This is a genomic window from Streptomyces sp. NPDC041713 (genome assembly GCF_055591085.1).
Window position 1 is genome coordinate 25,922 of record NZ_JBVIZY010000011.1, and the last position, 13,414, is coordinate 39,335.

12 protein-coding genes are annotated in these 13,414 nt (G+C 70.8%); 6 read left to right on the forward strand and 6 right to left on the reverse strand.

Going from position 1 to position 13,414, the window contains the following annotated elements; genetic code table 11:
- Positions 1 to 103: 103 nt before the first annotated feature.
- Positions 104 to 529: a hypothetical protein gene (locus ACZ6CV_RS28600; RefSeq protein WP_469253595.1), complete on the reverse strand. Its 426-nt coding sequence runs from the start codon at positions 527 to 529 to the stop codon at positions 104 to 106.
- Positions 530 to 879: 350 nt separating this feature from the next.
- Here ACZ6CV_RS28600 and ACZ6CV_RS28605 point away from each other — a divergent pair, with 350 nt between their 5' ends.
- The 3 genes from ACZ6CV_RS28605 to ACZ6CV_RS28615 all read left to right on the forward strand — a co-directional run bounded on the left by ACZ6CV_RS28605 (position 880) and on the right by ACZ6CV_RS28615 (position 5,494).
- Complete coding sequence (locus tag ACZ6CV_RS28605; RefSeq protein WP_469253597.1) at positions 880 to 4,206, forward strand: DNRLRE domain-containing protein; 3,327 nt, start codon at positions 880 to 882, stop codon at positions 4,204 to 4,206.
- A 47-nt stretch (positions 4,207 to 4,253) separates the two neighbouring features.
- Entirely contained in the window at positions 4,254 to 5,012 is a 759-nt protein-coding gene (locus tag ACZ6CV_RS28610; protein WP_469253598.1) for an amidase domain-containing protein, read from the forward strand.
- 65 nt (positions 5,013 to 5,077) lie between these two features.
- The gene (locus ACZ6CV_RS28615) at positions 5,078 to 5,494 is read left to right on the forward strand and encodes a hypothetical protein (protein ID WP_469253600.1); all 417 of its coding nucleotides are present in this window, start codon (positions 5,078 to 5,080) and stop codon (positions 5,492 to 5,494) included.
- Positions 5,495 to 5,498: 4 nt separating this feature from the next.
- Here the strand turns inward: ACZ6CV_RS28615 and ACZ6CV_RS28620 are convergent, their stop codons facing one another.
- On the reverse strand, positions 5,499 to 6,182 hold the full coding sequence (locus tag ACZ6CV_RS28620; protein WP_469253942.1) for an SMI1/KNR4 family protein: 684 nt from the start codon (positions 6,180 to 6,182) through the stop codon (positions 5,499 to 5,501).
- Positions 6,183 to 6,561: 379 nt separating this feature from the next.
- Here ACZ6CV_RS28620 and ACZ6CV_RS28625 point away from each other — a divergent pair, with 379 nt between their 5' ends.
- The 3 genes from ACZ6CV_RS28625 to ACZ6CV_RS28635 all read left to right on the forward strand — a co-directional run bounded on the left by ACZ6CV_RS28625 (position 6,562) and on the right by ACZ6CV_RS28635 (position 9,578).
- Positions 6,562 to 8,052, forward strand: coding sequence for an MFS transporter (locus ACZ6CV_RS28625; RefSeq protein WP_469253602.1), 1,491 nt, complete (start codon positions 6,562 to 6,564; stop codon positions 8,050 to 8,052).
- 115 nt (positions 8,053 to 8,167) lie between these two features.
- Complete coding sequence (locus tag ACZ6CV_RS28630; RefSeq protein ID WP_469253604.1) at positions 8,168 to 8,713, forward strand: EF-hand domain-containing protein; 546 nt, start codon at positions 8,168 to 8,170, stop codon at positions 8,711 to 8,713.
- Positions 8,714 to 8,909: 196 nt separating this feature from the next.
- Positions 8,910 to 9,578: a hypothetical protein gene (locus tag ACZ6CV_RS28635; protein WP_469253605.1), complete on the forward strand. Its 669-nt coding sequence runs from the start codon at positions 8,910 to 8,912 to the stop codon at positions 9,576 to 9,578.
- Between the two features lie 37 nt (positions 9,579 to 9,615).
- Here the strand turns inward: ACZ6CV_RS28635 and ACZ6CV_RS28640 are convergent, their stop codons facing one another.
- The 4 genes from ACZ6CV_RS28640 to ACZ6CV_RS28655 all read right to left on the reverse strand — a co-directional run bounded on the left by ACZ6CV_RS28640 (position 9,616) and on the right by ACZ6CV_RS28655 (position 13,118).
- Entirely contained in the window at positions 9,616 to 10,242 is a 627-nt protein-coding gene (locus ACZ6CV_RS28640; RefSeq protein WP_469253607.1) for a TOPRIM nucleotidyl transferase/hydrolase domain-containing protein, read from the reverse strand.
- Between the two features lie 136 nt (positions 10,243 to 10,378).
- Positions 10,379 to 11,533: a serine hydrolase domain-containing protein gene (locus tag ACZ6CV_RS28645; RefSeq protein ID WP_469253609.1), complete on the reverse strand. Its 1,155-nt coding sequence runs from the start codon at positions 11,531 to 11,533 to the stop codon at positions 10,379 to 10,381.
- Between the two features lie 104 nt (positions 11,534 to 11,637).
- Positions 11,638 to 12,204: a putative immunity protein gene (locus ACZ6CV_RS28650; RefSeq protein WP_469253611.1), complete on the reverse strand. Its 567-nt coding sequence runs from the start codon at positions 12,202 to 12,204 to the stop codon at positions 11,638 to 11,640.
- Positions 12,205 to 12,296: 92 nt separating this feature from the next.
- Positions 12,297 to 13,118, reverse strand: coding sequence for a class I SAM-dependent methyltransferase (locus ACZ6CV_RS28655; protein ID WP_469253613.1), 822 nt, complete (start codon positions 13,116 to 13,118; stop codon positions 12,297 to 12,299).
- Positions 13,119 to 13,414 lie beyond the last annotated feature (296 nt).

Here is a 13,414-nt window from a genome sequence, read left to right on the forward strand (position 1 = left end):
CGAAAACTCCACGTCAGACGGCTGCCCTTGGAGCTGAGCTTCTGTCACCTGCGCAGATGCCAGTTGATGAGATCCGCGCGGGCGGCAGCGTTGTCATCTCCTGTCACAGAGGAGGCGTTGATCCCGTGACCAGTGGCCTGCGTTCGGGCCACCACCGCTGGACGGCCTCGACGGTCGTCGTCGGACTCACGTTGAAACAGAGCTTGGCGTCGGGTGCCAGTTCGCGGGTGGCGTCGACCAGGACTTCGAGAAGCGGGGTCAGCACCGGGTCCAGCCGGATGCCGGCGCCGATCACCACGAGGTCGTACTCCTTCGCGGACAGCGCGGCGCGGTAGACCGCCTCGGCCGTATGACCGTAGTCGAGCAGGCAGAGGTCGACGGTGAAGCCGAGCTCCTGGAGCCGGGCCCGCTCGGCGGCCACCCCGACCCGGACCACTTCGACGTCGAGATCGGGGAATGCCGCCCGCGACCAGGGCGCGTCGGCCACCAGCGTGGGATCAAGTCCGACGGTGAGTATGGACGGTGACATGCCGCGATACCTCCTGCGCCTGTGCTTTTACCTGTCCGAACTGAGGATAGGCATGGGGGCAGCCACGCGGGCATCCCGTACTTCTGCGGGTACCACTCGGCCCGTGAGTTCCGGCTGCACATCACCGCGACCACGCTGTGCCGCTCCATGGCGGGCTCCAAAGGCGCAGGGCCCTTCACCGTGACGCACAACACCATCCCACTGTCCGCTTCAGGACCTTCAGCCCGTCCGTTTCAGTGCTTACGGCCCCCTGATTCACGAAACTCTCGGGCTAACTTTCCCTCCTCTTGATCTTGTTTTTACTGGGAGGGGAACTTGTGACGACACGTCGCAAGCGCAGATCCGGGCGTGTGTTGACCACATGCCTCGCGCTGTCCGGACTACTGGTCGCGGAGGCCGCCGTATCGGGTCTCGCCGCCGTCAAGGCCGCTGCCACCGCGCGTGTGGGCGCCGTGGCCCAACCGGCGGCCGGGGACGACGCCACCGCCGCCATCCTTCGGGCCCGCCTCGCGGACAAGCGCGTCGAGGTCGTCGGGGAGCGCACCGAGACCAGGACCGTGTGGGCCAATCCCGACGGGACGCTCACCGAGGACCAGGCCGCGGGGCCGGTGCGGTTCCGCGGCGATGACGGGGACTGGACCCCCGTGGACATCGGCCTGGCCAAGCTGGCCAACGGCCGGGTCGGGCCCAAGGCGCACCCGCTCGGGCTGACGCTGGCAGGGGCGACGCCCGAGCGCAAGGACACCGCCGCCACCCGCCGCCTGCGCGCCGCCGAGGCCGTCCCCGCCGCGACGTCCCTGGTCTCGCTGACCACGGAGAAGGGGCAGCGGGTCGAGCTGGGCTGGCGCGGCGCGCTGCCCGCGCCGCGCATCGACGGCACCAAGGCCACCTACCGTGACGCCTTGCCGCACGCGGACCTCGTCGTGGACACCACCAGGACCGGCTTCGAGCAATCCGTGGTCCTGAACTCCCCGAAGGCCGTGGCCGAGGCGGGCACGCTGCGAATGACGCTCACCGCCAAGGGGCTGACCGCCAAGGCGGAGCCCGGCGGAGGGGTGTCGTTCACCGACGCGGCAGGAAGGACCGCGGGGACGCTGCCGGCCCCGGTCATGTGGGACTCCAGGTACGACGAGCGCTCCGGCGAACACACCCACCGCGCACCCGTCGCCATGGCGGTCGCGCAGGACGGCGACCGGGTCGACCTGACGCTCACCCCGAACGCCGCGTTCCTCACCGACCCGAAGACGACGTTCCCGGTGACCGTCGACCCGTCGGTGAACCTGCTGACCACGTTCACCACGTTCGTCCAGGAGGGCTACAACACCGACCAGTCGGCCTCCAAGGAACTCAAGCTCGGCAACAACGGCGCGGGCCGGGTGGCGCGTTCCTTCCTCAGGTTCGACAACAAGCCGGTGAAGGGCCGCGAGATCAAGGCGGCCACGCTGAAACTGTGGAACCACCACTCCTGGTCGTGCAAGGAAACCGCCTGGGAGGTGTGGGACACCTCCGCCGCGGGCACCGCGAGCCGATGGACCGCGCAGCCCACCTGGCACCGCAAGTGGGCCACTTCGACCCAGACCAAGGGTGGCGCCGGCTGTGCCGAGGGCTGGGTGAGCGCCGACGTCAGGTCACTGGCGCAGGCGTGGGCGGCCAACCCGCACAACGAGAACACGCTGGGCCTGCGTGCGCAGGACGAGAAGGACTCCTACGCCTGGAAGCGGTTCGCCTCACGCAACGCCGCCGCCCACGTGCCCGTTCTCTCGGTCACGTACAACAATCCGCCGAGCGCGCCGAGTTCGGTGGCCTTGTCCCCCTCGGCGTACAACTCGTACAACAAGCGCACCTACGCCACCTCGCTCACCCCGACTCTCTCGGCCAAGGTCGCCGATCCCGACGGCGGTACGGTCAAGGCGCAGTTCGAGGTCAGCGCCGACCCGGCGTTCGACGATGCGGGCGACTACCTCTGGACCGGCACGAGTGCCGGTGTCGCCTCGGGCGGCATCGCCAAGCTGGCCGTTCCGGCGGACAAGAAGCTGGGCTCCTTCGGCTACCGCGTGCGCTCGCGCGCCCACGACGGCTCCGCCTACGGCGCCTGGAGCGGCTATCTGCGGTTCCGTGTCAACGTCAGCAAGCCCGCAACGCCGGCGGTCCGCTGTGAAGGATTCGCCGCCGAGCAGTGGACGGACAAGCCGGCCGGCGAGGTCGAGTGCACCTTCACCACTGCTTCTTCGGACGGCCGCGGCTTCCTGTGGGGCTTGGACGACGCACGGACTCCGAAGTCCGTCGACGACTCCGCGGGTACGGGCGGCAAGCCGCAGACCGTGAAGGTCAAGGTGGCCAAGGGCTGGCACACGCTGCACGTCCGCACCGTCGACTCGGCGGGGCTGCTCTCCGGCACGGCCGCGTTCCAGTTCGGCGTCGGTGCCAAGCCCTCTGTCGTGCCCGTCCCCGACGTCCCCGAAGCACTGCAGGAAGGCGCGACGGACACGCCCACGCCGATGCTCTCCGGCGTGCTGACCTCCGCCTCCCAGGAGCGCGTGCACGGTGAGTTCGCCCTGTTCGACGCGGAGGGGGTGGCGATGGCGGACGTACCGCTGGTTCCCGCCGACGCGGACAGCGGCAGCCGGGTTGCCACGATGATCCCCGAGGACACGCTCACGGCAGGCTCCACCTACCGCTGGGCGATGCGTGCCTGCGGTGTGGAGGCCTGCTCGAAGTGGACGCAGAGGCGGTCCTTCACTGCGAAGGCCCCCAAGGAGGCCCCCGACCCGGCGACCCGTACGGTCGAGATCTCCGGCGGCGCACTCTCCGACGCCGGCGCCCCCGTGGGTGCCAAGGACTGCGACGGTGCGGCCTGCGCCGCCGTCGAGGACGAGTTGCTGCGGGTCGGCACGCCGGGCTCCACGGCCTGGCGCGCCTGGTTCAAGGCGGACCTCTCGGCCGTTCCCTCCGGCGCGAGGATCACCGACGCGCGGCTGGAGCTGCACCGCGCCGACTGCCCGGCGGGCACCGACGCCGCCGACGGGTGCGAGGAACCGGCCGCGACCGCGCGCGACCTCGCCGAGTCCTGGTCACCCGAGCAGGACGGTCAGGCGCTGATGGCGGCGGCCGGTGACGAGGTGTTCGAGGCCGACGACGAGCTTCCGGCACCGATCGGAGACCTCAACATCGCCCCGCTCGTGGACGGTTGGCTGTCTCCCGACGACAATCACGGTCTCAGCCTGCAGCTCGGCGACGAGAAGACCGCCGCACCCGGCGTCGGCTACCACTCCTCGCGCGCCACCGACCCGGCCAAGCGCCCCAAGCTGGTGGTCAAGTACATCGCCGCCGGGGCACCCGGCGCACCCACCAGTGTCCGTGCCGTGCCGGGTGACGGGGGCCTCCTGGTCACCTGGAACGCCCCGGCCGACCCCGGCGCCGCGACCGGCACGAGCGAGGCGGCCGACGAGACCGGCGGGGCCGACGCTTCCGAGGCGCTGAAGTACACCGTGGTCGTACGCAAGGGGGACACCGAGGTCACCCGCACCACCACCGAGGACACCCGGCTCGTCGTACCGGACCTCACCAACGGCGCCGACCACACGGTGACCCTCACCGCCGCCACCAAGTACGGCACCTCCCCCGCCGCCACCTCCGCCGCCGTCAAGCCGGTGGCCGTGGCCGACGAAGCGAAGTAGGGCCCGACGGCTCCGTCGTCGTACGCGGCCGACTCACCGAGCAGAGCGTGCTGACCGACAAGGACGGCACCGAGGAGCAGGAGGAGGGCGAACTCGCGGGCCGCTACGTCTTCACACGCGGTGTCCTGCGCATGGAGGCGGACGACGCGGGCGTCGAGGTGACGCTGCCCACGACCGCCGACGCCGCGAAGTCCGCGACGGTCGCGCCACCGGCCGAGGACAGCATCGACGAGGTCACCGAGGGCGGGCAGGAGGCCCCGCTGGTCGAACTGGACGCCGACGGCATGCTGCCCGAGGAGTCCGCACCGGCGACCGGTTCGCCGATGCTGCGCGCCGCCGCCCCCAAGGGCAGCGGCACCGCGAGCTGGGCCAAGCGCCACGTCGGCATCAAGTGGGAGTACGGGCAGGACTGCACGAACTTCGTGTCCAAGGCCCTGCACCACGGCGGCAAGATGAAGCAGCGCAAGGGTGGCCGCAAGAACCTCTCGCGCTGGTTCCGCAACAACATCGGCCGCAAGCGCCTCGACAGCTACACCTGGGCCGGGGCCGCCAACCTCCGCCAACACCTCAAGAACCATCGGGGCGGCCGCGAGATCTCCCGTTACGACGTCCGTCCTGGTGACGTGATCTTCGCGTACTACAAGAAGGACCGGCAGTGGAATCATGCTGGTGTCGTCACCGGTGGCAGCCGAGGCAAGATCTCCATCACCCAGCACGGCAGCAAGAACCACACCACGCTCAGCCAGTGGCTCAAGCCCAAGAAGATCACGGCCGTGAGCATCATCAGGCCCGGGAGGCGCAGTTGAGACGCGGAAGCCGATACGGGCGGGGGCGGGGCCGTCCGCTTGCCGCCGCGGTCGCACGTGCCACCGTGGTCGCGACAACGGCGCTCCTGCTCGGGGCGTGCACGACCGACCACACGCCCCCGCACGTCAAGGACGGCAGAGCCGACCTCGACCTCTCCGTGACCGGGCAACCCTCCTCGGAGACCCTGGCCCTGGTCGAGAAGGCCCTCGTACGCATCCAGCGGCACGACGAAGAAGGGCTGGCGAAGCTGTCGTACGACGGCGAGGACGCCGAGAAGGCCGCGGAGAAGTGGGTGGCGAAGTGGGGTGACGCGGCGCAGCGGCCGATGACCGCCGACTTCGCCGTGGACCCGAAGAAGTACGTCGTCGTGAAGATCCGCTTCCGTGGCGTGCGGGGCGTCCTGCCCCTCACCCTCGAAGCGGACACCGACGACGACTGGGCCTACGGAATCGTCACCAGCAAGGAGGACGACAAGCGGTGAAGGGCTAGGACCCGGTTTTCCCCGCGCTGTCCGGCTCCTGCCACGCCAGCCGTTCCGCGCGGGTCAGCCAGTAGAGGTACCACCGGGCGAAGGTGACCCGGTCCGTGCTGTCGAGGAACTGGAACGGGATCATGCCCTCCGCCGCCGCGCGGACGTCCTGCCACATCGTGCCGCGCTCGGGACCGGTCAACACCAGCAGCGTGTAATAGGCGCACCCCTGATCGGTCACGTAGAGCGCGCCGTCGGCCAATGATTCGAGGAGCTCGTCGTCGCGCTCGTCCCAGGCGGCGTGGGCGGCGCGGAACCGCTCATCGTCCTCGGCGGAGTCGCCGTAGGCCGACCGGTAGGGCTCCGCCGCCTGGTGCTCCTCCCACTCAGCCGTGGCCTCGGGGCGGAACGGCGGCGCGGAGGACGGGGCGGCCGCGGCCTCGCCGGGCTCAGGCGGCTCGATCGGGAACAGCCCGTAGTCCGGGCCCGCACCGCCCGCCCCCACCTCAAGCAGAAAGCTCCGGTACTCCGCGGGAAAGCGCACTCCGCGCTGCCGCTCCACGGCGTCCACCTGCTCCTCGGTCAGGACCGGCCGGAGCTCGAACTCGTGCCCGGACTCCTTGAAGTACGCGCCGAACACCGCTCGCCGGTTCGGCGCGTACCGAAGCGCGAGCACGCGTTCCCTCACGCCGGTCCACATCTCGCCCACCCCGCGCACCTCCAGCTGCGGTCCTTCGCATTCTGACGTGCGAAGGAGCCTTGTGGTGTCATAGAGTAATCAGGCTTCGGCGTCGGAGACCTCGACGGCCGAGGCTCCTGTTCCTTCTGTATCGATCTTGAGGTGACGACCTATTAACCAGGCCATGTAGTCGTCCGCGTTCCCCGCGTGCTGTGTTGTCGCACGCGTCCGGGGGCGGACGTCGCGCTGGCCTGAGTTGCGTCACCCCCCCCCCGCAGTTTTCTGTCTTTTTCCCGGGTGCAGCTCTGCCGTCTGCCCCGGGTTTCGTGTTGTCCGGCCCCCGTGTGGCTGTCTGCAGGGCTCTCCCGATTCCTCTCTCCCATGGATCAGGAGTCCCGTCGTGTCTTCCTCCGCGCTCGACCACGAGCCGCAGCACACCACCCAGTGCCCGACCCAGTCCCCAACCCGCCCAGCGCCTGGTTTGTCGAAGATGGGCCTGGCTGCCTGGATCGCCCTCCTGGTGCTGCTCGGGGCCGAACTGATGGACATGATCGACCAGTCGGTCGTCCTCACCGCCCTGCCCGCCATCCAGGAGTCGACCGGCGCTGGACCGGACGCGGTGCAGTGGCTGACCACCGGCTATTCACTGCCCATCGCCGTCGGGCTCATCACCGGCGGCCGCCTCGGCGACCTCTACGGCCGGCGCAGGATCCTGCTCATCGGCACCGTCGTGTTCACCGCGGCCTCGCTGCTGTGCGGCCTCGCCGCCGGCCCGGGCGTGCTGATCGGTGCCCGCGCAGTCCAGGGCGTGGGCGTGGCCTTGATGATTCCGCAGATCCTGGCCACCCTCCATGTCACCTTCGAGGGGCAGAACCGCAGCAAGGTCTTCGGTCTGTACGGAGCCGTCATGTCCCTCGCCAACGTCCTCGGCCCGGTGATGGGCGGCCTGCTGACCGAGGCGGATCTGTTCGGGCAGTCGTGGCGGCCGATCTTCCTGGTCAACGTGCCCGTCGGCCTCACCGTCCTTCTCCTGGGCCGCAGATTCATCCCCGAGTCGACCGTGCAGAAGGCCGACCGGCTGGACCTCATCGGCATGCTGCTGTCCGCGCCGGCCATCGTCCTGATCGTCTTCCCCCTCACCGAGGGGCACCTGCGCCACTGGCCGCTGTGGTGCTTCGCGATGCTCGCCGCGGGCGTTCTCGTCCTCGGTGCCTTCCTGCGTCAGCAACAGCGCAAGCAGGGCCACGCGCCCCTCGTGGCCCTGTCCCCCTTCCGGAGTCGGCAGTTCTCCGGCGGCATGGCCGCGCAACTGATGCACGGCCTGCTGTGCGGGCTGTTCTTCATGACCTGGACGCTCTACCTCCAGCACGGACTGGGCATGACCCCCTTCCACGCGGCCCTGGCCTTCGTACTGCTCTCCCTCGGCGAACTGGTCGGCGCGACGGTCACGGCGAAGAGCGGCGGACGCTTCGCCCGCCGGTTGCCCCAGGTCGGAGTCCTCGTCACGCTCGCTTCGATGGCTGCCTACGGGATCCAGGCCGGTGCGGGTGGGGCGGAGTTGACCCTATTGGCGATGACCGCTCCGGTGGTACTGATCGGGTTCGGCCTCGGCATGGTCAGCGGTCCGCTCGCCGACATGTCGCTGGCCCGGATCCCGCACGCGGACGCCGGATCGGCCTCGGGCCTGTTCAACACCGTCATGCATCTGGGCATCGCCCTCGGCACCGCGCTGACCGCCGTGGTGTTCTTCGCCACCACCGGCGGCTCACCCGACGCCGCGCTCAACCGCGACGCGTTCATCACGGTGCTGTGGTGGGTCGGTGGCCTCCTCGCCCTGATGTGGGCCCTGATGTTCTGCCTGCCCAAGGAGGCGAACGAGCAGGCCGACTGAGCCATCCCCTGGTCCCGTCTCCGGGCTGGGCCGCGCCTTCGTGACGTTCAGTAACCGAGCGGTCTACGCTCCGGATGATCAGTGACCCCACGAGCACTTCAGGAGGCTGCAGCCGATGACCGACGCCACCCTGCGGACCAGGTACGCCCACCGCTTCTCCACCCAGGACACCGACGGCGATGGAGTGCTGGAGCTCCGGGATGTGACCAGCCGGGCCGAGAAACTGCTGGCCGGCATGGGCGAAACCCCTGACTCGCCGCGAGGCACCGCCGTGATGCGAGGGGCACGGGCGTACTGGGATCGCCTCGCCGAGCTGGCGGGTGTCGACGAGCACGGGAAGATCACCGAGCAGGACTTCGTCGACGCCCTCGTGCGGGCACGCGAGGCAGGGGTGCTCGACGAACTGGTGCGGCCGTCGGTCGAGGCGCATGTCGCCCTGGTGGACAGCGACGGCGACGGTGTCGTCAGCCTGGAGGAGTTCAGGCAATCTCAGGCAGCTGTCGGGATGTCGGACGAGTCGGCCACCGCCGCCTTCCACGCGCTGGACCGTGACGGGGACGAGCACGTGTCCGTGGACGAGTGGCAGGAAGCCGTCGTCGGCTTCTACACGGACGCGGAGGTCGACGGCCCCGGCAGCCTCATCATGGGCATGCGGGCCTGAGGGCGGTCAGCAGGCGGTGCGGCCCGGGGCGTCTCCGCGTACGGCCGTGTCCACGGTGGCCCGACCGGCGCCGGCCCGGCTTCCGTAGGCGAGCCCCGTCCGCCCCCCCCTGCACCCTGGACGGGCCCCGACGCCTCCTCGACGGTGAACGGAGGACCACCCCGCAGCGCCGTTCCCGAAGGCTCCGGAGGCAACCGTGATCCACATCAGTGAGACCCTGGCTCTGCAGACCGTCGAGGAGTTCCTGACCCCCGACGAACTCTCCCAGCTCCGCAAGATCATGGACGTCGAGCAGCGCAACACCGGTTGGACCCCGCGATTCCAGGCCGAGGTGCTCCCCGCGCCCGCTGCGGCCCAGGAGATCCTCGGATTCGCCACCGAGCGGGCCCTGCCGGCGATCCGCCAGTCGATGCCTTCCATCAGAACCGCAGCGCCGTGGGGTTATACCGAGCTTGCGCCCGGCGCGGCGGTGCCCACCCATCTCGACGGGATCCCCGCGCCCGGCACCGCGCCCCGCCGTCTGGGACGCCTCGGCGTCGTCCTCCAAAACGCGGAGCTGGGCGGCGAGTTCTACATCGAGACGACTTCCAGCAACAGCGTCTGGACCGGCGAGGTGGTCGGTGAAGCGGAAGGCTTCCTGCCCGGCACCCCGCTCACCCAGCGGCTCCCGCACGCGTCCTCTCCGGACACGCACGTGCACGACAGCGAACCCGCCTGGCTGCGAGCGGCACAGCGCACCCGCTGGATCACCGACGCGGCAGTGGGTACGGGTGTCGCCTACGGCTCCCAGGTCATCCACGGCGTGCTGCCCGTACGGGCAGGCCTGCTGCGCAAGTTCGTCACCGATCTGCTGGACGCTCCGTAACGCGACCACCGAGTGGTACGTGACTTCGTCGGCGCCCTCACACGCTCGTGAGGAGGTCGTCGAGGGGAGCGGGTGCCTGCTCCGGGGCCAGTGCCTCCACCAGGAGGCGGCCGTAGCGGATCTTGCGGCCCTTCTTCGTGCCCAGGAAGCGCCGCAGCTGCTGTTCCCGGGGGCGGCCGTGTTGTGCGGGCTGGCGTACGAACGTCTGCCACGCCCGCAGGTCGCCCTCCACCCGGACGATCTCCTCGACCGACTCCGTGCCCAGCGCGCGGATGAGCTCCTCCTCCAGGTCCGCGTCACACACGAAGAAGCCGTCGTGCGGCGCGCCCGCCCGCTCCAAACCCCTTTCGTAGAAGCCCTGTTCGTTCACGTCGCACAGGCCCGTCAGGCGCAGGCCGAGTCCGGGCGGGCCGAGGAGGGACGCGTAGCGGCCGATGCTCATCGCGCCGCCCATCGGCAGCACGCACACGCCCTCGGCGGCCAGGTCGCGGCCCCGCCGTTCGGCCAGCGCCTCCACCGCCTCGAAGTCGCTCGGCCCCTCCAGCAACACCACGGTCCGCACCCCGAGTCGCGCGGCCAGATCACCCGCCGCTGCGCCGGCGCCGTCAAAGCCGCCACTCGCCCACGCGTCGACCGCGTCCCGGAACGCCTTCATGTCCGCCATGGGGCGAGTCTGCACCTCCGGCGCCGGGACGGCACGGAATATTCCGCTCGCGAGGCGGCGGGCGGCAGGCGGTCGGCGGCTGGCGGTCAGCGGCCAGCGGCCAGCGGCCAGCGGCACTCAACTCCGGTATCAGCCATCAGCCGACCTGGAGCTCCTCCGCCCTCCTCCAGAAGGCCCGCATCAGCGGTGTCGGCGTGGGGCTCTCCATGCCCACCTGCGTCAGCAGGATCGCGGCCGTGCCCCTGGACGGGACGATGTACGCGGTCGTCCCGGTGCCGCCCACCCAGCCGTAACGGCCCGGAACGCTCCAGGGATCGGCCGAGGTGACGTCGACCTGACCCCCGTAGCCCCACCCCTGGCCCTCCAGGAAGAGGGTGGCCTTCTCCCGCTGTTCGGTCGTGAGGTAATTGGTCGTCATGCGGGCGACCGAGGCGGGGGTGAGCAGGCGCCGGCCTTCGCTCTCGCCGCCGTTCAGCAGCATGCGGGCGAAGGCCAGGTAGTCGTCGGCCGTGGAGGCGAGGCCTCCGCCGCCCGACTGGAAGCGGGGGACGCTGCTCCACTCCCCCGCCGGCCCGTCCGCCAGTCGCAGGCCGCCCTCCGGAGCCGGGGTGTAGAAGGAGGTGAACCGGTGCCGCTTCGCCACCGGTACGTCGAAGGCCGTGTCCGTCATGCCGAGCGGCTCGAAGACGCGCTCCGCGAGGAAGTCGGCGAACGAGCGGCCCGAGGCGCGGGCGACCAGAATGCCCTGCAGGTCGGACGACGTCCCGTACAACCAGGCCGCGCCCGGCTGGTGCAGCATCGGCACCTCGGCGAGCCGCCGCAGCCAGGTGTCCTGGTCCGGCCACTCCTGCAGGGCGCGTCCGTCCTTCTGCACGGTGAACAGGGCCTGCACCGCCGGGAGCCCGAAGTCGGAGGGGAAGCCCCAGCCGGTGCGCGAGGTGAGCAGGTCCTCGACCGTGATCGGCCGGGCCGCCGGGACGACGTCCTCGACCGGGGAGTCGGGGGTGCGCACCACGTCCGGCTTCGCCAGCTCCGGCAGCCATGTCCCGATCGGGGCGTCGAGGTCGAGCCGCCCCTCTTCCACCAGCATCAGGACGGCCGCGGCGGCGATCGGTTTGGTGATGGACGCGATGCGGAAGATCGAGTCCCTGGCCATCGGGGCGGTGCCCGCCACGTCCACCGAGCCGACCGTGACCACGTCGACATCGTCGCCGGTGCTCAACAGGCCGAGGGCGCCCGGCACCGTGCCGTTGTCCACGTAGTGCTGCAGGGTGTCGCGCAGAGCGTTCATCGGGCGGCCGGCCTTCCGATCGTGAGGTGTCGTGAAGTCGTCATGTCGTCATGGGGACGACTCCCGCGGAGACGAAAAGTCATCGGTGGCGGAGGTGCGGACGGTCACGAAGGGGCGCGGGCGTCGCGCAGGGAACCGCGTTCGCGGAGGTCCGCGTCCAGCATGCGGATCAGTTCGCCGACCCGGCCCCCGCCGCCCGGCGCCAGCGGAAACCGTGCGAGCACGTCGACCACGGCGACGGTCGCCCGCCGTACCGTTTGCTGCGCGTGTTCGGCACCGACGTTCCGGTCGTCCCCGGCGACCAGTTCGGCCGCTCTGGCCGCGTGTGCCCCGGCGCCGAGGATGTGCTTGACCTGCGTGGCCTTGGCCAGGGGGTGCAGGTAGGCCGCACCTGCGGCGGCCATCGCCGCCCGGGCCGCCTCGCGTGCGGCCGGCGTGTCCGTGTCGTTGGCGGCCTTGAGCGCGGCCCACGCCGTGTCGCGCAAGGCCTTCCCGCGCTCGCCGCCCCGGGCGAACGCCCGCGCCGCGTCGATCGCGTCCCGCGGGCGCGGGTCGTCCGGTCGGTCTGCCTCGAATACGTCGAGGACGGCCTCCGCACACGCCGCGGCGAAGGCCGTGACCTCGCGGAGGTCCTGCTTGCTCAGGACGATGTCATCGGCTTCCGCCGCCATGCCGCTCTCCCCTTCAGCCTCCACCACAGGTTCCCCTCCACGAGTCCCCTCCACCATGGCTCCCTTATGCCACCGCCCCGGTGCCCCCGCCGTTACGGCTTGCGGCCCCACGCAGAGATCATCGGCGCGGTGGCGAGGTCGAGCGTCCCGGTGGCCACGTTCGCCAGGTGGCGGCCGATCTCCTCGTCGGTGGCCAGGCCCTCGGCCACGAGCAGCCTGCGAATCTGTCGTACGGTCGCGGCCTCCAGGACGACACAGGCCGGCGACGTGATCGGGAAGTACGCGTCGGCCTGCACGCCGTCCAGACCGGCCTCGCGCAGCAGTCGGGGCAGGGTCCGCCCGTACGCGAGATCCGCGCCGCGCGCCGCCATCAACGCGCGGAAGCCGGACCGCAGCCGATTGGCGAGCCGCTGCTCGGGGCCCGACTCGTCCGGGCACAGCAGGGGCTGCAGCCCCGGGTCGGCGTCCTCGAGGAGCAGCCGGCCGCCCGGGCGCAGCGCCTGAACCATCCTGCGCAGCGCCTCGGCGCGGTCGGCCACGTGGACCAGGACAAGCCGGGCGTGGATGAGGTCGAAGCCGCCGGGCGGCGGCGGGTCGGCGGCCACGTCGTGGCGCAGCACCTCGATCGCGCCGCCCGCGATGCCGCGGGTCCAGGACACGTCGATGTCGGTGGCGACCACGGCTCCGGTGGGTCCGACGCGCTCGGCCAGTCCGAGGGGTACGGACGGGCCGCCGGCGCCGATCTCCCAGCACCGCATGCCCGCGGTGAGGCCGAGCCCGTCGATGTGCCGGAAGGTGACCGGGTCGAACAGCTCGCTGAGCGCCTCGAACCGGATTCCCGCCTCAGATTGCCGGTTGTCCAGCAGGTACCCCTGATCCGCCAGGTGCCCGTGATCCGTGTCGTGGTCAGCCATGGGGCGATTCTGGCAGAGGGGCGGCAGGCCGCCGATTGCCCGGTGTGTCATAGGTCACCCCGTATGCGGCGGTCGGTCCGGAACAACCCGGGACTGGGCGTCGTTCTTTGAGGTGTGGCTGCGGAGGGGACAGTGTCCCCGGGCCTCACCTATAGCCCATGGGGACGATCGTTCGGCTGAAGCCCCATGGAGCCTTTCGCCGAGAGGCGACCGCCCTCCGCGTGCCACCTTTCACGGCCCCGGCTGGTCTCCCCCGTCCAGCCGGGGTCTTTGATCTTTTCTGAGCTCGACGCCCG

Excerpts from the sequence above, each read along its gene's own strand:
- ACZ6CV_RS28640 (WP_469253607.1), bottom strand. The coding sequence starts at position 10,242 with ATGGCGGACATGAAGGCGTTCCGGGACGCGGTCGACGCGTGGGCGAGT.
- ACZ6CV_RS28655 (WP_469253613.1), bottom strand. The coding sequence starts at position 13,118 with ATGGCTGACCACGACACGGATCACGGGCACCTGGCGGATCAGGGGTAC.
- ACZ6CV_RS28620 (WP_469253942.1), bottom strand. The coding sequence starts at position 6,182 with ATGTGGACCGGCGTGAGGGAACGCGTGCTCGCGCTTCGGTACGCGCCG.
- ACZ6CV_RS28645 (WP_469253609.1), bottom strand. The coding sequence starts at position 11,533 with ATGAACGCTCTGCGCGACACCCTGCAGCACTACGTGGACAACGGCACG.
- ACZ6CV_RS28650 (WP_469253611.1), bottom strand. The coding sequence starts at position 12,204 with ATGGCGGCGGAAGCCGATGACATCGTCCTGAGCAAGCAGGACCTCCGC.
- ACZ6CV_RS28600 (WP_469253595.1), bottom strand. The coding sequence starts at position 529 with ATGTCACCGTCCATACTCACCGTCGGACTTGATCCCACGCTGGTGGCC.
- ACZ6CV_RS28630 (WP_469253604.1), top strand. The coding sequence starts at position 8,168 with ATGACCGACGCCACCCTGCGGACCAGGTACGCCCACCGCTTCTCCACC.